This window comes from Urechidicola vernalis, assembly GCF_031846385.1.
Lineage (GTDB): Bacteria > Bacteroidota > Bacteroidia > Flavobacteriales > Flavobacteriaceae > Urechidicola > Urechidicola vernalis.
The window spans coordinates 40,323-62,160 of the sequence record NZ_JAVRHV010000008.1; the positions used below are offsets into that span (position 1 = coordinate 40,323).

The following is a 21,838-nucleotide window of genomic DNA, read 5'->3' on the forward strand; positions in this document are numbered from 1 at the left end:
TTAAAATATATAAAATGAATCTTACAGTTATTGGCACCGGTTATGTTGGTTTAGTTTCAGGAACTTGTTTTTCTGAAATGGGGAATCACGTAACTTGTGTTGATGTAGATGAAGTTAAAATTAATGGGCTTAAAAATGGGGTTGTTCCAATTTTTGAACCAGGTTTGGAAGCCATGGTTTTGTCTAATGTAAAAAGTGGAAATTTACATTTTACTACTTCTCTAGAAAGTAGTTTATCGAACTCAAATATTGTTTTTATTGCGGTTGGTACTCCAATGGGAGAAGATGGTTCGGCGGATTTGCAATATGTTTTGTCTGTTGCTAAGCAAATAGGTGAATTGATGGATAAACCATTGGTAATTGTGGATAAATCTACCGTTCCTGTTGGTACGGCCGATAAAGTTAGAACAGCCATTCAAAAAGAGTTGGACAGTAGAGAGAAGAATATAGAATTCCATGTAGTTTCTAATCCTGAGTTTTTGAAAGAAGGTGCGGCTATTGATGATTTTATGAAACCAGATCGTGTTGTTATTGGTGCGGATAATGAATACGCTTTGGGTGTTATGCGAAAATTATACGCTCCGTTTTTCAGAACTAATGAACGTTTTATTGAAATGGATATTCGCTCTGCTGAAATGACAAAATATGCAGCGAATGCAATGTTAGCAACTAAAATTTCGTTTATGAATGAAATTGCAAATATTTGCGAGTTGGTTGGCGCAGATGTTAACAACGTGCGTTTGGGAATAGGTTCAGATAAAAGAATAGGTTATAGTTTTATTTATCCTGGAAGTGGATACGGAGGGTCTTGTTTTCCAAAAGATGTAAAGGCGCTAGCACGTATCGCTGATGAGAACAATTACAGCGCTGAATTAATTTCATCAGTAGAGAAAGTGAATGACAACCAAAAGTTGGTGATCGCAAATAAAATTATAGCTCGCTTTGGTGATGATTTAAATGGATTTACATTTGGTTTATGGGGGCTGGCATTTAAACCAGGTACTGATGATATGCGTCAGGCACCTGCTATTTATGTTGTGAAAGAATTGGTTAAAAGAGGAGCAAAAATAGTTGCTTACGATCCAAAAGCAATGACGGAAGCAAAAGAGTTTTATCTAAAAGACACTCCTGAAGTTTCTTACGTAGCATCTAAATATGAAGTTTTAAATAATGCCGATGGGCTTATTTTACTTACTGAATGGAAAGAGTTCCGTTCTCCAGATTTTGAGGAGATTAAGTCAAAATTAAAACATCCTGTTATATTTGATGGTAGAAATCAATACAATGCTTTCGATCTAGAAAACAATGGAATCGAGTACTATCAAATTGGGAAAAAAAGAGGGTAACATTCTTGTTGCACCTCTAAATTGGGGTTTAGGACACGCTACACGATGTATTCCTATTATTATTCAATTACAGAATCAAGGATTCAATCCAATCCTCGCTAGCGATGGAGATTCATTATTGATGCTTCAAAAAGAATTTCCATTATTAGACTCAATTAATTTACCATCTTACGGGATATCATACCCAAAAAATGGAACTTTTCTAAAACTAAAATTGTTGATTAGGTTGCCAAAAGTAATCAAGACTATAATAAAAGAAAAGCAAGTTGTATCGCAATTAATTAGGGATAAAAACATCATTGGGGTAATTTCTGACAATAGAATTGGGGTAAGAAATAAGGGAATACCATCTATATATATAACACATCAAATTAATGTGTTGGCGGGTATTTTTACATTTTTTACAAGTAGAGTTCATCAATATTATATGAAAAAGTTCGACGAATGTTGGGTGCCAGATGTAGCTGGAGAATTTGGTATATCGGGACTATTGTCAAAGAATGAATCAAATCGTAAGATTCGAAAAATTGGATTACTTAGTCGTTTAAAAAAGAGAAAAATTGAAATTAAGTACGACTTATTAATTTTGTTATCGGGTATTGAACCTCAGAGGTCACAATTAGAAAATAAACTAATTGAAGAAGTTAAAAACTTCAATGGCTCTGCACTTTTTGTTAGAGGCTCAATAAATTCGGAAACAAGTTTTAAAGATTCAAAAAAGATAATCTATAAGAATTTTTTGAAGTCTGATGAATTGGAAAAAGCAATTGCTCAAAGTAAAATTGTGTTGGCTCGTTCAGGTTATTCAACCATAATGGATTTGGCAATAATGAGTAAAAGAGCCTTTTTTATTCCAACTAAAGGACAAAACGAGCAAGAATATTTAGCCAAGCATTTAGAGGCTATTTCAATCGCTCCATATGCTACAGAGGAAAAATTTGAAATACAAATGCTGGAAAACATGAAGTATTATTCTGGGTTTATTCACGACTTTAATACTGAGTTTCCTAAGACCTTATTTAACCTTTTTCATCGTAAATGAAAATTCTGAACCTTTGCCAAATTCACTTTTTACAAGAATTGTTTCGTCATGTGCTTCAATAATATGCTTAACAATAGCTAGGCCCAAACCAGACCCGCCTTGCTCTCTAGATCTGCTTTGATCTACTCTGTAGAAACGTTCGAATAATCGAGAAAGGTGTTCTTTTTGAATACCTTCTCCGTTGTCGGTGACTTTAACTAGAACTTTTTTGTGACCATTTGGTTCTATACTTAGTGTGGTAGTACCGTTGAGTTTTCCGTATTTTAAGGAATTTACAATAAGATTTGTTAGCACCTGTTCCATTCTTTTTTTATCGCCATATACTAAAACCGGAACGTCGTAGTTTTTATCAAAAACAATTGTAATCCCTCTTGGTTTAGAGCGAATTTCTAATAACTCTATGATTCCCTCAATCAATTCAACAATATTAAAAGGTTCAATCTCAAGGGTCATTTCATTCGATTCCAATTTTGATATAAGGTCCAAATCTTGAACTATTGCAACCAATCTCTCTACACCTTTAGTAGCTCTGTTTAGATACTTTTCGCTAATCTCACTATCGTCCATCGCGCCATCTAAGAGCGTTAGTAAATATCCTTGAACTGTAAACAGAGGTGTTTTTAATTCATGAGCAACATTACCTAAAAATTCTCGTCTATAGGATTCTTGTTCGGTAAGCGAGGTAATTTCAATTTGTTTCTGTTCAGCAAATTTCCGGACCTCTTCAGAGAGGTTTTCCATGTCGGTAGTAATGGATGTTTTCATAAGATCTGACTGATCCAATAACGACACCTCGTCATATATTTTTTTAATTCTTGAGTAAATAAACAACTCAACTCTAATTTGAATAATTACGAAGGAAAAAATAAATACCCCTAAAATTGTAACTCCGGCTATTATTGGTTCTACTGGTCGATTCAATAGAAAATGAATCACAAATAAAATACCAATAAGAAATAGGGAAATTAAACTGGCACACCAAAAAGCGAACGCATATGTTTTTTTAGACTTCATGCGTCAACAACAAACTTATACCCAACACCTTTTACTGTTTGAAAATAGTCATCACCAATCTTTTCTCTTAATTTTCTAATATGCACATCTATGGTTCTACCTCCAACAACAACTTCACTGCCCCAAACACTGTTTAAAATAACATCACGTTTAAATACATTTCCTGGCTTTGAAGCTAACAATGCTAATAACTCAAATTCTTTTCTAGGAAGAAAAATAGTATCCCCATTTTTAGTGATTAAATACTCATCTCTATTAATAGTTATTGAGCCAACAGTTACTAAATTTTCTTGTTTTTCAGATTTTATTCTTCGTAATAGCGATTTTACTTTACTTATGAGAACCTTGGGTTTAACCGGCTTGGTTATATAATCATCGGCACCGGCATCGAAGCCTGCCATTTGCGAATAGTCTTCACCTCTAGCTGTAAAAAATGCAATGATTACATCTTCTAACCCTTCAAGTTCTCTAATTTTTTCACATGCCTCAATTCCATCCATTTCTGGCATCATAACATCTAATAAAATTAAATGAGGGTGTGTTTTCTTTGCTTGATTTATGGCTTGAACTCCATTTTCTGCTGTAAAAATGGAATACCCTTCATTTTTAAGATTATAACCGACAATTTCTAAAATATCTGGCTCGTCATCTACCAATAAAATTTTAATATCACTTTTTTTCATTCTATTTTTCTAATCAATGATTCAAAGATACTCATTTAATCTTTTGGACTTTTTATTCTTAACGTTGATTTAAAATAAGATATGGATTGATAATTATTTCTTAACATTATCAATATAGGTCTAATTTTTTAACTATTAATTTAAATTGCTATATTTGAGTAGTTTATAAGTTTCCTTAAATATTTCTATGAAAAAAAACTACTTATTAATAATTGTATTACTAACATCTACATTGTCATTTGGACAATTATCAAATTCGGAACCCACGAAAGGCTATAATCAGATCGATGGTTTTGCGGTATATCCAAATCCAATAACAAATAGAAGTTTTAGAATTAGTTTTACTCAAGGTACGACTAAAGAATTAAAGGTATATGACATGTTGGGAAAACTTGTACTTGCAAAGAATGTAAGAAGAAATGAACTTATCAAAGTTGATAAATTAAACCCAGGGATATATATTTTAAGGGTGGAAGAAGACGGGAAAAAGGCGACTCGAAAATTGGTCATTGAATAATCAAAATGAATACTTATTATAAGCACTTTTACAATAAAAGGTGCTTTTTTCATACCTTGTATTAAAATTGCTACATCATGAATTCTAGAATAGAATTTAAAAACATTTTGTTTTTAGATATTGAAACTGTGCCTGAGGTTGAGTCATTTGAATTGCTAACTGAAGAAAAGAAAGAACTTTTTGCACAGAAAACACAATATCAACGTAAGGAAGAATACTCCCCTGAAGCGTTTTATGAAAGAGCAGGTATTTGGGCCGAATTTGGAAAGATAGTTTGTATTTCGGTAGGCTACTTTTCCGAATTAGAACCGAAGAGATCTTTTAGAGTACGTTCATTTTCTGGAATGGATGAAGAGCAGTTGTTGTTAGGTTTTAAAGAATTGTTAGACAGTCATTTTAATAAAGCAAATCAATTGTTATGTGCTCATAACGGAAAGGAATTTGATTTTCCATATATAGCACGAAGAATGATAATTAATAGAATAGACCTTCCTGTAAAGTTGAATTTATTTGGAAAAAAGCCTTGGGAAATTCCGCATTTGGACACGTTGGAACTATGGAAATTCGGAGATTACAAGCATTATACGTCCTTAAAATTAATGACAAATATTTTAGGAATACCATCTCCAAAAGATGATATTGATGGCAGTCAGGTTGCTGCAGTTTTTTATAAAGAACAAGACCTCGATCGAATTGTTCAATATTGTGAAAAAGATACCATTGCGGTTGCTCAATTATTATTGAGGTTGTTCAATAAAGACTTGTTACAGGATACCGAAATTGTACATATTTAAACGTCTAATTTCATCGAAATTTCCAACCAACGCTCTTCTTTTGCTTCTATTTCATTAATAATGTTCTGTAGTTTTTGAGAAACTTCTTGAATTTGATCGGGACTTACACTACCATCTACAAACTTTTTTTCGTAGGTCAATTTTTCCTTATTTAAAGACTTTAGATCTTTTTCTATTTGCTCAAATTCGCGTTTTTCATGGTAAGATAATTTTGGCACTTTGGCGGTCTTTTTTTGAATTTTATAAACCTTTTCATTGACCACTTCAATCTTCGGTTGAGAATCTTCATAGGCTCTATAATCAGAGTAATTCCCAGGGAAATTGGTTATTTTTCCTTGACCTTCAAAAACAAATAAGGAATCCACTATTTTATCCATAAAATAACGATCGTGAGATACCACTAAAAGGTTTCCAGGAAAATCTAATAGGAAGTTTTCTAGTACATTTAAGGTTACAATATCTAAATCGTTTGTAGGTTCATCTAAAATTAAAAAGTTCGGGTTCTGGATTAAAACGGTACATAAATACAAGCGTTTTTGTTCTCCACCACTCAATTTTTCCACAAAATCATATTGCTTTTTTCTACTGAATAAAAACCGTTCTAATAATTGACTAGCTGATATTTTATGGCCTTTTGCAAGAGGAATATAATCACCAAATTCTTTTATGACCTCAATTACCTTTTGGCCTTCTTTTATTTTAATTCCTTTTTGCGTGTAATAACCAATTTTAACCGTTTCGCCAGCCACAATTTTCCCTGCATCTAAAGGGATTTGTTGCGTAAGAATATTAAGAAAAGATGATTTTCCAGTACCATTTTTACCAATAATTCCGATCCGTTCTCCTTTTTTAAACATATATTCGAATTTGTCTAGAATTTTAAGGTCATCAAATGACTTTGAAATTTTATGCAACTCCAAAATTTTATTACCAAGTCGCTCCATATTAATTTCTAGCTGTACTTGATGGTCACTTCTTCTTTGATGTGCCTTTTGTTTTATTTCGAAAAAGTCATCTATTCGAGATTTAGACTTGGTGGTTCTTGCCTTGGGTTGTCTTCGCATCCAATCCAATTCCTTTTTGTACAGCAACTTAGTTTTGTGTAATTCGGTTTGTTCTTGAATTTGACGCTCTTCTTTCTTTTGTAAATAGTAGGAATAATTCCCCTTGTATTTATATAATTGACCATTATCTAACTCGAATATTTCATTACAAACACGTTCTAAAAAATAACGGTCGTGTGTAACCATAAACAAGGTTATCTTTTCCTTTTTAAAATATGATTCTAGCCATTCGATCATTTCTAGATCTAAATGATTCGTTGGTTCATCCAGAATTAGTAAATCTGGTTTATGAATTAAAACAATTGCAAGTGACAGTCGTTTTCTTTGCCCTCCGGATAATGATGAAATATTTAAGGAAAGATCATTAAATTTTAATTTCGACAAAATCTGTTTGTATTGCGTTTCAAAATCCCATGCGTTGTATCGATCCATTTGCTCAAATGCCTTTTGATAAACGTCCGCGTTCTCTGGGTTTTGTAAAGCATGTTCATATTGCGATATAACAGAAAGAATAGGATTTTCAGACTTAAAAATAGCTGCCTCAATAGTTAGGTTAGAATCAAGGTTGTCTTGTTGAGATAAATAGGCAATTTCCAATCCTTTTCTTGATGAGACTTTACCAGTGTCAGTACTGTCTACGCCTGCCAAAATATTTAAAATAGATGTTTTTCCAGTTCCATTCTTGGCAACAAAGGCTATTTTTTGGTCCTTATTAATTCCAAAAGAAATGTCTTGAAATAATATACGCTCGCCATAACTTTTGGCTATTTGTTCTACGGTTAAATAATTCACACTTCTGATTTTCTACAAAGGTCGGAAAAGTTTTGTTGGGTTTAGGTGTTCCAAGTAAAATGTCTTTAATGTAAAAAGTTAATTTATGTACATACTATGTGCACAATTCAGAACAGAATTAAACGTTGGTATAGGACATAGAATTGTATATTTGCGTACAACCCACAAGAAAAAGACATATATGAAAATTATTGTACCAATGGCGGGAATGGGCTCTAGATTACGACCACATTCTCTAACTACGCCAAAACCCTTAACTATAATTGCTGGAAAATCAATTGTACAACGATTGGTTGAAGAAATTGCAAAAGTAGTAAAACAAGATATAGAAGAAATAGCATTTATTATAGGGCCGGCTTCTAAAGGATTTCCTGCAGATAGTGAAAATCATCTAAAGGAAATAGCAAATGGAATAAATGCAAAAGCGCGTGTTTTTGTGCAAGAAGAGGCATTGGGTAACGCCCACGCCATTCAATGCGCCAAGGAGGTGCTAACTGGACCTTGTGTAGTGGCATTTGCGGATACTTTATTTAGAGCTGATTTTACTATGGATGAGAGTGCTGATGGTGTAATTTGGGTAAAACAGGTAGAAGATCCAAGTGCGTTTGGAGTGGTGAATACAAAAGACGGATATATTACAGAGTTTGTTGAAAAACCAGATGATTTTGTATCTGATTTGGCCATTATTGGGATTTATTATTTTAAAAATGCGGCCATTGTTAGAGATGAGATTCAATATTTAATAGATAATAATATTACAGATAAAGGAGAATTTCAATTAACAAATGCTTTAGAAAACATGAAGCAAAAAGGAATGAAATTTGTACCTGGTGAAGTGGAAGAATGGATGGATTGTGGTAATAAAAAAGATACAGTTGAAACGAATGCTAAGGTATTGACGTTGCTTCATAAAGAAGGAAGAGAATTGGTTTCTGAGTCCGTTGTTTTGGAAAATGCAACAATAATTCCTCCTTGCTATATTGGAAAGAATGTAGTTCTAAAAAATACTGCTATTGGACCTAATGTATCCTTAGGGGCAAATAGTATTGTAGAAAGTTCTAGAATTGATAATTCATTGATTCAATCTAATGTAGAAATCGAAAGTGCCAATTTGAGTAATGCCATGATCGGACATCATGTAAAATATAATGGTAAATATACTTCGGTAAGTATTGGAGATTATTCAGAGTTAGTTTAAGAATGAAAAAAAGAAGCACATATGTATTAATGATCAGCATTTTATGTTGTGCTTTTTGTAATTCTTTTGGGCAGGTAGATGAAGGAATGGAAATTCTTGAAGATTCTGATGATGTGAGAATAAAGTTTGAGAATCATTATTACGAAGCTTTAAAATATAAGGCTATTGGTAATTATTCAAGAGCTATTACCGAATTAGAAAAATGCCAACAATTAGATGCGAATGATGCATCTGTTGCTTTTGAGTTTTCTAAAAACTATTACCTTTTAAATAAGTTTAACGAATCAAGGTTGTATATCGATTCTGCTCTGAATTTAGAGCCAACGAATTATTGGTATTTAGAACAGGCTAAAAAAGTGTATTTGAAGCAATATGAATATCCAAGCGCAATTAATGTACAGCAAAAAATTATTGAGCAAAAACCTTCTAAAAAGGAAGATTTGGTGCTTATTTACATTTTAGCCAATGAAAGAGAGAAAGCCCAAAGTTTGCTTGATGAATTAAATGCTGCAGGAATTCGATCTTCTAAATTGAGAAATTATCAGAATGCCATTAAAAATTATAAGCGCAACCAAACATCAAGTACTCCAGCAACTACAACAAAAATGTCGACGGAAGACTTGAAAGAATCTTTTAGTGCGAATAAACAGTTTGAGGTGTTAAAGCAAATATTAATTTTGGAATTTGCTGGAGGTAATAAAGTCGAATTAGAGAAGTATAGTACTGAAGGAATGGCATTATTTCCTGCGCAACCATTAGTGTATTTAATGCATGGACGTGTATTAAATTTTAATGAAAAATTTAAGGAAGCCATTAGCACATTAGAAATGGGAATGGATTTTTTGATTGAAGATAACATGTTACAGGCAGACTTTTACGAATCACTTTCAAATAGTTATTTAGGGCTACAACAGACTAAAAAGGCCGAAGAATTTAGAGTAAAATCGAACGAATTAAGAAAGAATAAGTAATGAAGAGAATAGGTGTTTTATTATTGTTAACAGTTTTTTTCGCATCATGTAAATCTACAAAGGTTGCAGGTACGGAATCGGTTACGGCAATGTCTTCGAAAAAAATAATAAACAACCATTACAACGAGAGTTTTGATGAGAACACGTTAAATGGAACTATAAAAGCAAAATATCAAGACAAAAAATCAAGTCATTCGGTAGGTATTAGTTATAGAATTCAAAAAGATTCTGCAATTTGGATGAGTGGAAGAATGTTGAATATTACATTGGCTAAAATTTTTATTACGCCTACAAAAGTTCAGTTTTACGAAAAATTAGGGAAAACTTATTTTGAAGGAAATTTTGCATTGCTAAGTGATTTTTTAGGCACCGAAGTAGATTTTGAAATTGTTCAAAACTTACTATTGGGCCAGGCCATTGTAGATTTGAAAGAGCAGAAATTCAACGCTTCTGTTGACGAGAATTCATATAAGTTAGAACCTAAGAATCAAGCAGATTTATTTGATTTGCTATTTTGGATGAATCCGACTAATTTTAAGGTGAGTAAGCAAGAAGTTAGGCAGCCAGATATTCAGAAAAAATTAACTATAGATTATGTCGAATATCAAGAGGTACAGGAAGAAATGCTTCCTAAAAAAATAAATATAACGGCGGTTGATGGTGTTGAACGTGTATTTTTGAATTTAGAATACAAATCTGTTCAATTTAATAATAATATCAGTTTTCCGTTTTCAATTCCTAGAGGATATGAACAAATTCAGTTGAATGAATAGAATAAAACCCCTTTTAGTAATAGCGTTATTTTTATTTAGTGGTTCTTTTTATGCTCAAGAAACAAGAGCGGAATTAGAAGCAAAGAGGAAGGAGATTCAAGCTGAAAAAGACAAGATTAACATTCTTTTGTCGCAAGCTATTTCGGAAGAGAAAAGTTACTTAAGTCATTTAAATGAAATCAACTTAAAAATTGATATTCAACAAAAGTTAATCGATGCATTTACAAAAGAAACGAACGCATTGAATAAAGAAATACGCTCCAATCAAAATGAGTTAAGCGCGTTAAAAGCAGAATTAAAAAAGTTGAAGAAAGAATATGGAGAGATGATTTACAAGTCCTACAAAAGTAAATCTCAACAAAGCAGGTTAATGTTTGTTTTATCTTCCGATAATTTTTATCAGGCTTTTAAGCGCCTTCAATATATGAAACAGTATGCTGATTTTAGAAAAAATCAAGGATATCAGATTAGTGAAAAAGCGGATGAATTAGAGATCTTAAATGATACTTTGGAGGTTCAGAAAAAGGAAAAGCAAAAACTGTCTGATAAAAGTAAAAATGAGCAGGATAAATTAAAGGAAAAGAAAAAAATTCAAGACGATTTAATTGCTAAGATTAAGAAAGATGAGCGAAAGTATCGAAATGAAATTAAGAAAAAACAAAAGGAGCAAGGAAAAATAAATGCAAAGATTGAAAAAATAATTCGGGACGAAATTGTAAAATCTAATGTAAAAGCGGGTAAAAACACTTCTGGATTCGTATTAACAGCAGAAACAAAACTATTGGCAATTGAATTTGAAGGAAACAAAGGAAAACTTCCTTGGCCTGTTGAACGAGGTTTCGTGTCTAGAAGATTTGGTAAGCAAAAACACCCTACTTTGGCGGGCATATATGTTCAAAGTGCTGGAGTAAGAATTACAACAGAAAAGGGGAGTAATGCCAGAGCCGTTTTTGATGGTACGGTTATGATGGTTCAGGTTACATCAGGAAACCGAAAGGCGGTATATGTTCAACATGGTAATTACATTTCTATTTATAATAATTTAGAAACGGTTTTTGTAAAGAAAGGAGACCAAGTTTCTACCAAACAGTTAATCGGTAAAATATATACCGATAAGATCACGAACAAAACGATTTTAAGGTTCCAAATTTGGAAAAACACGACTAAATTGAACCCAGCTTCTTGGGTTTATAAGATGTAATTTAAAAGCTTAAATGATTTTAGAAAAGAATAGTAGTGACGTTGAGAGCAATTCGGATTTAGAAAAACTAAACCCAGAAGCGAAGGCAATTGTTACGCACTTTTCTAGTAACCAAGATTTAAGGAAGAAAAATCCTTATAGAAAACCGTATGAATCATTAGGTTTAAAAAGTAATGAAGTGCCAAAACCTAAGAAGCCCTCGACTTTTAAATTTATAGATTTGTTTGCGGGAATAGGTGGTTTTAGAACTGCTTTACAGAATTTAGATGGCCGTTGTATGTTTACTTCTGAATGGGATTTAAATGCTAAAAAGTCGTATTATAACAATTATGGTGAATACCCTTTTGGAGATATAACGAAGCCAGAAGTTAAGAGTTATATTCCTGAAGGATTTGATGCTTTATGTGCAGGGTTTCCTTGTCAGCCGTTTTCAAAAGGGGGCTATAGAAACGGATTTGAAGATACAAGAGGAACGTTGTTTTTTGATATCTGTGAAATTGTTCAAAAACATCAACCAAAATATTTATTGTTAGAAAATGTTGCCAATATGGTAACGCATGACAAAGGGAACACCTACAAGGTTATTTTAAAAAGTTTGGATGAATTAGGTTATTATTTTCCGGATGAACCTTTATTGCTTTCTCCTGATGCTTTTGGAGTTCCAATCTTGAGACCACGAATATTTATTCCATGCGTTAGAAAGGATGTTGCGAATGGGAATATTGACAAGATTAAGCAATTTAAAAATGAAATAGCACCTCGTTTTATATCAAGAATGCAAGCTGTTGATGATATATTAAATCCAGATTTACCGGCAGATTTACCGGAATATGAAGAACGAGTTCTTGGTATGTGGGATGCATTTTATAAGGGGATAGATTTAAAAGTTATTGGATTTCCTATATGGATGGAATTCTTTAAATATGAAGGGGCTTTGGATGAATTTCCGTTGTGGAAAGCAAAGTTTATTCAGAAAAATATAGATTTATATAATAGGAATAAGGAGTTTATTGATTCTTGGCTTTTTGAATATGATAATTTAGAGTGGTGTATTAAGACCCATAGAAAAATGGAATGGCAGGCAGGAAAGGATATTTCTTCGGTTTTCGAAGGATTAATCCAGTTCAGGCCATCGGGTGTTCGTGTAAAGCGCCCAAATAGATTCTCTACATTAGTTGCCATGAATCATCAGCAGATTATTGGTAAATACAGACGAAGAATTACTATTGATGAGTCTAAAAAACTACAGTCATTTCCAGATGATTTTAAACTTTCAAGTACCAAAGGAATTGCACTAAAACAATTGGGTAACTCGGTAAATGTAAAAGTAGTTGAAACTATATTTGATGTTATTTTGAAAAACTTTGCATGATCGAAATCTTAAGAAATAAGCCACTTATAATCAACGCGGATTTAGACGGGATTATTAGCGGGCTGCTTCTTTCGAAATACATCAATTGCGCTATAGTTGGATTTTCAAATAGTAACAAAGAGATTTGGTTACGTCAAGATTTTAATAAAGAATTAAAGTCTATTTGTTTCTTAGATTTGTTCGTTGTAAACCCTGAAATTGTTTCAATAGATCAACATATTATTGCCGGAAACCAAACTCATTTTAAAGAACTTTCAAAAAATCCGAATAAAATAAACCCCAACCTTTTTAACCCTAGATTTCATCAACCTTCCAAGTCTTATAGATTAAAATATCCTTTCGGAACAGTTCATTTTATTATTGCCTTGTTAGAGAAAAATGGAATTGACCTAAGCGAAATTAAATTACAAAAAGAACTACAAGGAATTAAGTTCATGGATTTGTTATTACGAGCAGATGATTGTATGAAAACGAGTATTTATAGTTCTTATACCTCAAATGCAGAAGAATGGTGGGCTTGGTTGTATTCGTATTCTATAAAAGGAAAAACTATTGCGGCATGTAAAGGTTATTTAGATAACTTATCAAAAAAAGATGCTGAACAAATTAAAAGAAAGTTGAGCAGGTTTATGAAAAATGCTCCTTATAATTGTGACTCTTCAGATGGGGGAATTGATCAGCTTACTACGAATGGTTTTATAAAAGAGAATGTATTTCAATTGGTTGAACTACTATGTAATCTAATCGAGGAGCCAGTTTTTAAGTTGGGAGGGCTTTATAAGAAGTTTACTGGTATTGCAGAAAGAACGACTCTTTCTGATACCCAATTAACTGAATTAATTCTAAAAGGAACAATCGATAAAAAAAGGGTATTTTCCTACGCCTTTGTGCGCACAGCGGAACGAGAAGAATATTTCAGTGTTACTTTTTACCAGAATTAAAAACCGTCTGTTAATTTCTAGTTGAACAAGGCCTTTAACTCGGTCGCGTTATCAGCTTCCATTCTTCCAGAAAGTACAAGGCTTAATTGTTTCCTTCTTAAAGCACCGTCAAAGCGTTCTTTTTCCAAGTCAGTTTCAGGAATAATTTCAGGTACTTTTACAGGAGAACCAGTTCTGTCTACCGCTACAAATGTATAGATACCCTCATTTGCTTTTGTACGCTCACCCGTTTCCCTATCTTCTATCCAAACATCTACATAAACTTCCATAGACGACCTGAATGCGCGAGATACCTTTGCTTCCATAACCACAACACTTCCAACTGGCACAGCCTTTCTAAAAACAACGTGATTTACAGAAGCGGTTACAACAATTCTTCTGCAATGCCTTCTTGCCGAAATACTGCAGGCTCTGTCCATTCGCGCTAGTAATTCCCCTCCAAAAAGGTTGTTTAATGGGTTTGTTTCTCCAGGCAACACCATATCTGTTAATACGGTAAGTGATTCTTTAGAGTATTTAGCATTCATACCTCAAATTTTTGGCAAAGATAGATAAAATACAAGGTGTGTAGAACAATGTTAACCCCTAATTTTTTATGGAGCTGTTCAATTTTAAGTCAGTTAAATAGAGTATTTAATTTTTAGAATTCTTGAACAAGTAACCAAGCATCTGGCGATTCTTGTTTTTTGATGGCTCTTAAATTATTAATTGCATCTCTTTTAGAATTAAAACTAGCATAAGAAACTTGAGTTAATCCCCATTTGTTTACGCCTAAAATTTGTGCGTCAAATCCTTTAGAAATCAATTGCTTTACTTTTTTATCGGCATTGGCTACTTCTCTAAATGCACCTGCAATTACATGGTAATTTTTATCCTCCTTAGTAACGTTTAATGTAATGGTTGGAAGTGGATTATCAATAACAAAAGTAGCTTCTTGTATCTTTTTATTTACGGTTTCTTGTTGCTGTTGTTCCGCTAACAACTGTTGCTGGTATTGGTTCTCATTATAGGTGTCCCAAACAAAACTTCCTGCTGCAAATAAAATAGCCACAGATGCTGCATATTTTAAAAAGGCAGGCGCTTTTCTATTCGTTACAGGAACTACTGGCGATACTGTTTCTATAGCACGTACTTTTTCTAAATATTCAGTACGTTTAATAGCCGAAGAATTAAAAGAATTTAATCCGAATGAACTTGTCAAATAATTTTCTGACAGCACTGGCTCAAAGATTAATTTTTGATCCGTATTTATGGTTAATGATCCAATTTTTGGAAGTTCAATTAATTCATTTTTAAGTACTTGATTCCAGCTCTTAACTTCTTCTTTAATTAAGTCAGTTGCTTCTGCAAATGAAATGTTTTCAACAGAAGAGATGTAGTTAGCCAACAATCCATCATTATTTTTTAGATGACTATTAAACGAAAGTTGTTTCGTTGGTGGATAAAATGTATGTGTAAAGTTATTTACCCTTGCTGAAATTTCGTTGGTAACAAAACCGCCAAACTCAGGCACAATAACACATTCGTATCTATATAGTAAATCGCTGATGTATGTTGCTAATCTCATGTAAACAAATATAAAAAATAACGGCATCTGACGAAGAAGCTTATACATTACTTATTAACAAATGTTTTGTATATTGAGTTTCAATTTTTTACAGATGCTAGAAGAAGAATTATGGGCTGTTTTGACCTTGCAAAAGGCCAAAGGAGTGGGAGATGTTATCGCAAAAAAGTTAATTGCGCATTGCGGATCGGCCCAAAATGTGTTTTCTGAAAAGAAGGGAAACGTGGCTAAAATTAATGGCGTAGGTAGCGCAAAAATTCAACATTTATTTGATAAGAAAAATAAAGTTTTAGCCGAGCAGGAATTGAATCATATTTTAAAGAACAAAGTTTCGTATTGCTATTATCTAGATGATAATTATCCCAGTAAATTAAAGCATTGTATAGATGGCCCAATTCTACTCTTTTCTGATGGTCAAATAAATCTAAATAAACAGCCAATTATAAGTATTGTTGGTACTCGAAAAATGACACTTTATGGCCGTGATTTTATTGATGCGCTTATGGAAGAAATTGCACCTTATAATCCGGTTATTGTTAGCGGTTTCGCTTATGGGGTTGATATTACTGCGCAAAAGGCAGCCATAAAAAATGAGTTGCAAACCATTGGGGTTCTAGCTCATGGATTTGATAAAATATATCCAAAATCGCATAAAAAGTATATTTCTGAGGTGAATGCAAATGGTGGTTTTTACACTGAATTTTGGCATAATGATGAGCCGTTAAGAGAGCATTTTTTAAAACGAAATAGAATCGTTGCAGGAATGTCTGATGCTACAGTTATTATAGAATCAGCACAAAAGGGAGGCTCTTTGGTCACGGCTGATATTGCTAATTCATATAGCAGAGATGTATTTGCTGTTCCTGGTAAAACAACAGATTTATTAAGCAGAGGTTGCAACGATTTGATTAGACGAAATAAGGCTGGGATATTGACTTCTCCTTCAGATTTAATAGATGCTATGAATTGGAAATTGAAACAAGAATCGGCTAAAAGTATTCAACCACAATTATTTTTAGATTTACCAGAAGAGGAGCAATTAATTTATGATTTTTTGCTTAAAAACAATAAACAGCATCTAGACGCTATTGCCTTGGAATGCGGATTACCAGTCTATAAATTGGCAACATTATTATTTAACATGGAAATGAAGGGTATAATGCGTCCGCTACCTGGAAAACTGTTTGAGGTGGTTTAATTAATAACTATTTTTGACCATGGCTTCGAAACAAAAATTAATGTCTCAAAAAAAACCTGCATATCCAGTTTCGGATTTGCTAAAGGATTATTTGGTTGAGTACAGTAGAAATATAAAAATTCCAGTTTTTTATGAAGACCTTCTTAGGTTTCAGGGCTCAATTGTGGTCTATGATAAAAATGACGAAGATACCTTATGGGTTCGTGTTTATTATTCTGATTACGAACGTGAAGATATAGATTTAAGCCTTAAGAAAGTTTATACAATCTTACATTCTAACGGTAATGAAGATATAATTCAATATTTAAGTATTGATGCTATTGACTATTGCACATTCGGAAACTCAAAACCATTTAGAGTAAAGGTCCGAAATATTTTAAATGATAACTACACACATTTTTATGTAAAAAAAGCGGATGCTTCTAGAATTTACGGACTAGAATTAGAGCATGTGCTATCGCCATACAATTTAAATTTTTTGGTATACAAAGACACCTTGATAGAAGAGCATATAGCGGGAATTCCAGGGGATGAATTTATTAAGGAGATGCTACCAGAATGTAATGAATCTGAAAAGTCTCAAATTGCCAAAGAGTTTGTAAAATTTAATGAACGTTGTATGATTAGATTACTTGGTGATATGCGTTCTTATAATTATGTGATAGTACCAGTGCACGATTTTGATCAAGTGGTATATAGAATTCGAGCAATTGATTTTGACCAACAAAGCTTTGAAGGGAAGTTTAGAGTGTATTCTCCTCAATATTTTAAAGAGAATTTTAAAATGGTGACTTTGGTCAGTGAAAAGTTGCAAGGAAGTTCCATAGCACAATACAAGCTTGAGGAGCGATCTATAGTGGCAAAACGTATTTTAAGTTCGGAAACGAGAATTAATCACTTGTTAGATTGTATGAAAAAGGATTCCATCTCTACGGAGGCAAATATTGATTTATTACGTCAGCAAGTTTTTCGATTCACCAGTGATATTGCATTTAAAAAGAGCAATAACATGGGTGAGATTTTAGAAACAGCAATGGATTTTGTTACGCGTAATTACGAGAGTCTTCGAACCTATTAGATTTATTAATAGTAAGACAATTTCGAATTACTTTTTGGACAGGACACTTTCAACAATTACGGTACCTAGAATTAGTCCGCCACCAATTGCAGTGTTGATAGATGGAATTTCATTCAAAAATAAAAAGGCAATGATAATTCCGAAGATGGGTTGCACACTGCCTATAATACTTGCGGTTGCAGCGCTAAAATTCTTCAAACTTTTTACGAACAAAGTATGCCCTAATGCTGTAGTCATTAATGCGAGTATTAAAACGTAAGGATATTGAGTCGCCAAATTACTATTACTATAAAGAAATAGAGCCGGTAGTGTTACTACTGTTATTATTGCCAACTGATACGTCATGATCATAGATTCGTTGTATTTGGCCGTATATTGTTTGGTTATAAGATTTCTGATAGCATAAAAGAATGCAGATAATAGCCCGAATAGAATGCCTTTTACATGTGAGTTTTCAAAATCTAAATCTGGAGCTAAAATGTAGATTCCTACCAAAATCATACACCCCAATAATACATGAATAGGTTTAAATTTTTCTTTTCCAAATAACGGCTCAAGAAAAGCGGTTATTACAGGAAAGGTAAATAATGAGAGCATTCCAATTGCAACATTTGACATCTTTAAAGCTAAAAAATAAGTTATCCAATGTGCGCCTAAAAAGACTCCTGCAATGAAGAAGGGAAGTCGTTCTTTTTTAGGAAATCGGATTAGAGTTATTTTATTGTATTTACAAAATAAAAACATGGCAATTCCGCCAATGAAGCTTCGCCACCAAATTATCAATGGAATTGGCATCGCAATAAATTTTCCTAAAGGACCTGAGGTGCCAATAAAAAAAGCGGCCATTACAAGAATTAATAAGTTTTTGAGGTGTTGATTTTTCATAATTCTAAATGGAACTAAGCACTTTATATGCTTTTTGTACAGAATCTATATAGATAAATGTGATTAATAATCGAAGGCCATTTTTGGTTTCCTTTTCTTTCATTACACAAGTTTTAGGGTTCTTTTGAACATATTTTAAAACTCGTGTAAAGTATTCTGTTTGATAAAAATCACTTTGTTGATCTGATACAAAATAACCGACCAATCGTTTTCTTTTTAAAATGATACGTTCCAAGCCAATTTCTTTCGCAATCCATTTTATACGAACGCTATTCAATAAATCTTCAACTTGTGATGGAATAGACCCAAAGCGATCGATTAATTGTTTTTCAAAATTTTGAAGCCTTTCTTCTGTATTTATTTCACTTAATGAATTGTATAAACTCAATCTTTCTGAAACAACATCGCAATAATCATCTGGAATTAAAATTTCAAAATCGGTATCAATTTGAACCTCTTTTACAAATTCTTTCGGCTTTTGATCATCTTTATAAAGCGATTTGAATTCATTTTCTTTTAATTCTTCTATAGCTTCATTTAGGATTTTTTGGTAGGTGTCGAATCCAATATCATTCATAAAACCACTTTGTTCACCACCTAATAGGTCTCCAGCACCTCTAATTTCTAAATCTTTCATGGCTATATTGATACCGCTTCCTAAATCTGAGAATAACACTAAGGCCTCAATTCTTTTTCTGGCATCATCGGTCATCATATGGTATGGCGGTGTAATAAAATAACAAAATGCTTTTTTGTTAGAACGTCCGACTCTACCTCGCATTTGGTGTAGGTCCGATAAACCAAAATTGTTTGCGTTATTTATAAAGATAGTGTTAGCGTTTGGAACATCTAAACCACTTTCTATGATAGTTGTAGAGACTAATACATCGAATTCATTATTCATGAATGACAGCATTAATTGTTCTAATTTTTTACCATCCATTTGTCCATGACCGATTCCAATTTTTGCATCAGGAACAAGGCGCTGTAGCATACCGGCAACTTCTTTTATATTTTCTATTCTATTGTGGATAAAGAATATTTGTCCACCACGTGAGATTTCATACTGTACGGCATCTCTAATTGTTTCTTCGTTAAATCGAATTACCTGCGTGTCAATAGGGTGTCGGTTAGGAGGGGGGGTGCTAATAACGGATAAATCTCTAGCAGCCATTAGGCTAAATTGTAAGGTCCTCGGAATTGGTGTTGCCGTTAGTGTTAGGGTATCAACGTTTTCTTTCAGTGTTTTTAATTTATCCTTTACCGCAACTCCAAATTTTTGTTCTTCATCCACAATTAGTAATCCGAGATCTTTAAAAATCACTTTGTTACTAGCCAACTGATGTGTTCCGATTACAATGTCTATTTGGCTATTTTTTAGCCCTTCTAACACTCCATTTCGTTGTTTGGTAGATCTAAACCTGTTAAGGTAATCAATCGTAACTGGAAAGTTTTTTAATCGTTCACTAAAAGTTTTAAAATGTTGAAATGCTAAAATGGTAGTTGGTACTAATATTGCAACTTGCTTTCCGTTATCTACTGCTTTAAATGCCGCTCTTATAGCTACTTCTGTTTTACCAAACCCAACATCACCACAAACTAAGCGATCCATGGGTTGTTCTTTTTCCATGTCTAATTTTACAGCTTCTGTTGCGCTGGACTGGTCTGGAGTATCTTCAAATAAGAAACTAGCCTCCAGTTCGTGTTGCATAAAAGTATCAGGTTGATATTGGAACCCTTTTTGCATTTTTCGTTTTGCATATAATTGAATTAAGTCATACGCAATTTGTTTGACCTTCGTTTTGGTCTTTTGCTTCAATTTTTTCCAAGCACCAGAACCCAATTTGTACATTTTGGGAGCCTTTCCATCCTTACCATTATATTTGGAAATTTTGTGGAGTGAATGGATACTTATGTACAGAACATCTCTGTCTCCATAAATTAATTTTATGGCTTCTTGTTTTTTTCCTTCTACATCAATTTTCTGCAAGCCGCCAAACTTACCTATTCCATGATCTATATGAGTTACAAAATCTCCAATTTCTAAATTGGTCAATTCTTTTAGGGAAATTGCTTGCTTTTTTGCATAACCATTTTTTAATCTAAATTTATGGTAACGTTCAAAAATTTGATGATCTGTATAGCATGCAACTTTGTTGTCGTGATCAACAAAACCTTGGTATAGAGGGAAAACAATAGTGGAGTAATTTACTTCTTCATCTACATCCGCAAAAATATCATCAAATCTTTTTGCTTGCTTTTCGTTGTCGCATAACAAGTAATTTTTGATTCCGACTTTGGTGTTATATTGTAAATTTTCAATAAGTAAGTCGAATTGTTTGTTAAATGCTGGTTGAGGTACTGTATTAAATAAAATTGATTTCTCAAGCGAATTTCCTTTTGAAATTTTAAACTCTCCTAAAACAAAATCTGACAATTGATTTTTTAATAAATAGCCATTTGCAAATAGCACATCTGGTTCTGCATGGTTTATTTCTTTAGATAGATTATCAAAAGCTTCAATGGATTTATTAAATAATTTGTTTAGCCTATCATATAGCAGGTCTAGATCTTTGGTGAAAACTACAGTTTTGGAAGAAATATACTTTAAGAAACTTTCTCTTTGTTCCTCCAGCATTTTATTTTCAACATTTGGCATTATGCTGATTTTCTTTAGTTTTTCGGAAGATAATTGAGTTTCTACATCAAAGGATCTAATGCTATCCACCTCGTCACCAAAAAATTCTATTCTAAAGGGTTCGTCATTAGAAAAAGAAAAAACATCTATTATTCCACCTCGTACAGAAAACTCACCAGGTTCTGTTACAAAATCTGAGCGTTTAAAATTGTATTCATGTAGCATTTCATTTACAAAGTCTAATGATATCTGCTCTCCAACATTTAATTTTAGGGTGCTTTTATCCAATTCCTTTTTAGTAATTACTTTTTCAAATAAGGCATCCGGATAGGTAACAATTACTGCTGGTTTTTTACGCGAATTTATTCTGTTCAAAACTTCTGCTCGTAACAACACATTTGCATTGTCAGTTTCTTCGATTTGATATGGTCTTCGGTATGATCCAGGGTAAAAAAGGACGTTCTTTTCTCCTATTAATTGCTCTAAATCATTTAAATAATAGGCTGCTTCTTCCTTGTCGGAAAAAATAAGAAGTAATGGCTTATCAGCCTTTTTAAATACCGTTGAAATAACAAAAGACAATGAAGATCCGACCAAATTCGCAATCTGAAAATGGTTTTTAGTCGAAGTTATTTGTTGAACAATCTCATTAATTTTTGCAGATTGATCGAGGTTCGAAACAAGTTGTTGTTTGCTCAAAAAAATAGATTTTTTACAAAGATACTTTTTCAATTAAAAATTGACGGCATTCCTAGTAAAATTTA

At 32.9% G+C, this 21,838-nt stretch carries 19 protein-coding genes; 12 read left to right on the top strand and 7 right to left on the bottom strand.

The window, feature by feature from the left end; all coding sequences use genetic code 11:
- Positions 1–14: 14 nt before the first annotated feature.
- Complete coding sequence (locus RM519_RS12985) at positions 15–1,346, top strand: UDP-glucose dehydrogenase family protein (RefSeq protein ID WP_311594252.1); 1,332 nt, start codon at positions 15–17, stop codon at positions 1,344–1,346.
- Positions 1,306–2,388, top strand: coding sequence for a glycosyltransferase (locus tag RM519_RS12990; RefSeq protein WP_311594253.1), 1,083 nt, complete (start codon positions 1,306–1,308; stop codon positions 2,386–2,388). Before RM519_RS12985 ends, RM519_RS12990 begins: the two co-directional genes overlap by 41 nt.
- Here RM519_RS12990 and RM519_RS12995 read toward each other — a convergent pair.
- Both RM519_RS12995 and RM519_RS13000 read right to left on the bottom strand, forming a co-directional pair.
- On the bottom strand, positions 2,362–3,402 hold the full coding sequence (locus RM519_RS12995; RefSeq protein WP_311594254.1) for a sensor histidine kinase: 1,041 nt from the start codon (positions 3,400–3,402) through the stop codon (positions 2,362–2,364). The genes RM519_RS12990 and RM519_RS12995 overlap by 27 nt on opposite strands.
- Positions 3,399–4,085: a response regulator transcription factor gene (locus tag RM519_RS13000; protein ID WP_311594255.1), complete on the bottom strand. Its 687-nt coding sequence runs from the start codon at positions 4,083–4,085 to the stop codon at positions 3,399–3,401. The genes RM519_RS12995 and RM519_RS13000 overlap by 4 nt, the downstream gene beginning before the upstream one ends.
- Before the next feature lie 187 nt (positions 4,086–4,272).
- Between RM519_RS13000 and RM519_RS13005 the strand changes: the two genes are divergently transcribed.
- Together RM519_RS13005 and RM519_RS13010 are read left to right on the top strand one after the other, a co-directional pair.
- Entirely contained in the window at positions 4,273–4,602 is a 330-nt protein-coding gene (locus tag RM519_RS13005; RefSeq protein ID WP_311594256.1) for a T9SS type A sorting domain-containing protein, read from the top strand.
- 77 nt (positions 4,603–4,679) lie between these two features.
- Positions 4,680–5,396 carry a 3'-5' exonuclease gene (locus RM519_RS13010; RefSeq protein ID WP_311594257.1) on the top strand — a complete coding sequence of 239 codons (717 nt, stop codon included), beginning with the start codon at positions 4,680–4,682 and terminating at the stop codon, positions 5,394–5,396.
- On the opposite strand, the gene RM519_RS13015 is transcribed toward RM519_RS13010, so the two are convergent.
- The gene (locus RM519_RS13015) at positions 5,393–7,252 is read right to left on the bottom strand and encodes an ABC-F family ATP-binding cassette domain-containing protein (RefSeq protein WP_311594258.1); all 1,860 of its coding nucleotides are present in this window, start codon (positions 7,250–7,252) and stop codon (positions 5,393–5,395) included. The two genes, RM519_RS13010 and RM519_RS13015, sit on opposite strands and share 4 nt — an antisense overlap.
- Positions 7,253–7,433: 181 nt before the next feature.
- Here RM519_RS13015 and RM519_RS13020 point away from each other — a divergent pair, with 181 nt between their 5' ends.
- From RM519_RS13020 to RM519_RS13045, 6 genes are read left to right on the top strand one after another with little or no spacing between them, the layout of a single operon-like run.
- Positions 7,434–8,450, top strand: coding sequence for a sugar nucleotidyltransferase (locus tag RM519_RS13020; RefSeq protein WP_311594350.1), 1,017 nt, complete (start codon positions 7,434–7,436; stop codon positions 8,448–8,450).
- A gap of 2 nt (positions 8,451–8,452) precedes the next feature.
- Positions 8,453–9,421, top strand: coding sequence for a tetratricopeptide repeat protein (locus RM519_RS13025; protein ID WP_311594259.1), 969 nt, complete (start codon positions 8,453–8,455; stop codon positions 9,419–9,421).
- On the top strand, positions 9,421–10,194 hold the full coding sequence (lolB1, locus tag RM519_RS13030) for a lipoprotein insertase outer membrane protein LolB1 (RefSeq protein WP_311594260.1): 774 nt from the start codon (positions 9,421–9,423) through the stop codon (positions 10,192–10,194). The genes RM519_RS13025 and lolB1 overlap by 1 nt, the downstream gene beginning before the upstream one ends.
- Positions 10,187–11,395 carry a murein hydrolase activator EnvC family protein gene (locus RM519_RS13035; RefSeq protein WP_311594261.1) on the top strand — a complete coding sequence of 403 codons (1,209 nt, stop codon included), beginning with the start codon at positions 10,187–10,189 and terminating at the stop codon, positions 11,393–11,395. Before lolB1 ends, RM519_RS13035 begins: the two co-directional genes overlap by 8 nt.
- Positions 11,396–11,408: 13 nt before the next feature.
- Positions 11,409–12,767 (top strand): DNA cytosine methyltransferase, encoded by a 1,359-nt coding sequence (locus tag RM519_RS13040; RefSeq protein WP_311594262.1) that lies wholly within the window; start codon positions 11,409–11,411, stop codon positions 12,765–12,767.
- A complete protein-coding gene (locus RM519_RS13045; RefSeq protein ID WP_311594263.1) occupies positions 12,764–13,708 on the top strand; it encodes a hypothetical protein in 945 nt (314 codons plus the stop codon). The genes RM519_RS13040 and RM519_RS13045 overlap by 4 nt, the downstream gene beginning before the upstream one ends.
- 17 nt (positions 13,709–13,725) lie before the next feature.
- On the opposite strand, the gene RM519_RS13050 is transcribed toward RM519_RS13045, so the two are convergent.
- Positions 13,726–14,235 carry an acyl-CoA thioesterase gene (locus RM519_RS13050; protein WP_311594264.1) on the bottom strand — a complete coding sequence of 170 codons (510 nt, stop codon included), beginning with the start codon at positions 14,233–14,235 and terminating at the stop codon, positions 13,726–13,728.
- Positions 14,236–14,348: 113 nt separating this feature from the next.
- Complete coding sequence (locus tag RM519_RS13055) at positions 14,349–15,275, bottom strand: HU domain-containing protein (RefSeq protein ID WP_311594265.1); 927 nt, start codon at positions 15,273–15,275, stop codon at positions 14,349–14,351.
- A 94-nt stretch (positions 15,276–15,369) separates the two neighbouring features.
- Here RM519_RS13055 and dprA point away from each other — a divergent pair, with 94 nt between their 5' ends.
- Both dprA and RM519_RS13065 read left to right on the top strand, forming a co-directional pair.
- Positions 15,370–16,473, top strand: coding sequence for a DNA-processing protein DprA (gene dprA, locus RM519_RS13060; RefSeq protein WP_311594266.1), 1,104 nt, complete (start codon positions 15,370–15,372; stop codon positions 16,471–16,473).
- A 40-nt stretch (positions 16,474–16,513) separates the two neighbouring features.
- Positions 16,514–17,551 carry a hypothetical protein gene (locus RM519_RS13065; RefSeq protein WP_311594267.1) on the top strand — a complete coding sequence of 346 codons (1,038 nt, stop codon included), beginning with the start codon at positions 16,514–16,516 and terminating at the stop codon, positions 17,549–17,551.
- Positions 17,552–17,578: 27 nt separating this feature from the next.
- Here the strand turns inward: RM519_RS13065 and RM519_RS13070 are convergent, their stop codons facing one another.
- Positions 17,579–18,436, bottom strand: coding sequence for a DMT family transporter (locus tag RM519_RS13070; RefSeq protein WP_311594268.1), 858 nt, complete (start codon positions 18,434–18,436; stop codon positions 17,579–17,581).
- Positions 18,437–18,440: 4 nt separating this feature from the next.
- Positions 18,441–21,773: a transcription-repair coupling factor gene (gene mfd, locus RM519_RS13075; protein ID WP_311594269.1), complete on the bottom strand. Its 3,333-nt coding sequence runs from the start codon at positions 21,771–21,773 to the stop codon at positions 18,441–18,443.
- Positions 21,774–21,838: the final 65 nt, after the last annotated feature.

Excerpts from the sequence above, each read along its gene's own strand:
- RM519_RS12985 (WP_311594252.1), top strand. The coding sequence starts at position 15 with ATGAATCTTACAGTTATTGGCACCGGTTATGTTGGTTTAGTTTCAGGA.
- RM519_RS12990 (WP_311594253.1), top strand. The coding sequence starts at position 1,306 with ATGGAATCGAGTACTATCAAATTGGGAAAAAAAGAGGGTAACATTCTT.
- RM519_RS12995 (WP_311594254.1), bottom strand. The coding sequence starts at position 3,402 with ATGAAGTCTAAAAAAACATATGCGTTCGCTTTTTGGTGTGCCAGTTTA.
- RM519_RS13000 (WP_311594255.1), bottom strand. The coding sequence starts at position 4,085 with ATGAAAAAAAGTGATATTAAAATTTTATTGGTAGATGACGAGCCAGAT.
- RM519_RS13005 (WP_311594256.1), top strand. The coding sequence starts at position 4,273 with ATGAAAAAAAACTACTTATTAATAATTGTATTACTAACATCTACATTG.
- RM519_RS13010 (WP_311594257.1), top strand. The coding sequence starts at position 4,680 with ATGAATTCTAGAATAGAATTTAAAAACATTTTGTTTTTAGATATTGAA.
- RM519_RS13020 (WP_311594350.1), top strand. The coding sequence starts at position 7,434 with ATGAAAATTATTGTACCAATGGCGGGAATGGGCTCTAGATTACGACCA.
- RM519_RS13025 (WP_311594259.1), top strand. The coding sequence starts at position 8,453 with ATGAAAAAAAGAAGCACATATGTATTAATGATCAGCATTTTATGTTGT.
- lolB1 (WP_311594260.1), top strand. The coding sequence starts at position 9,421 with ATGAAGAGAATAGGTGTTTTATTATTGTTAACAGTTTTTTTCGCATCA.
- RM519_RS13035 (WP_311594261.1), top strand. The coding sequence starts at position 10,187 with ATGAATAGAATAAAACCCCTTTTAGTAATAGCGTTATTTTTATTTAGT.
- RM519_RS13040 (WP_311594262.1), top strand. The coding sequence starts at position 11,409 with ATGATTTTAGAAAAGAATAGTAGTGACGTTGAGAGCAATTCGGATTTA.
- RM519_RS13045 (WP_311594263.1), top strand. The coding sequence starts at position 12,764 with ATGATCGAAATCTTAAGAAATAAGCCACTTATAATCAACGCGGATTTA.
- RM519_RS13050 (WP_311594264.1), bottom strand. The coding sequence starts at position 14,235 with ATGAATGCTAAATACTCTAAAGAATCACTTACCGTATTAACAGATATG.
- RM519_RS13055 (WP_311594265.1), bottom strand. The coding sequence starts at position 15,275 with ATGAGATTAGCAACATACATCAGCGATTTACTATATAGATACGAATGT.
- dprA (WP_311594266.1), top strand. The coding sequence starts at position 15,370 with ATGCTAGAAGAAGAATTATGGGCTGTTTTGACCTTGCAAAAGGCCAAA.
- RM519_RS13065 (WP_311594267.1), top strand. The coding sequence starts at position 16,514 with ATGTCTCAAAAAAAACCTGCATATCCAGTTTCGGATTTGCTAAAGGAT.
- RM519_RS13070 (WP_311594268.1), bottom strand. The coding sequence starts at position 18,436 with ATGAAAAATCAACACCTCAAAAACTTATTAATTCTTGTAATGGCCGCT.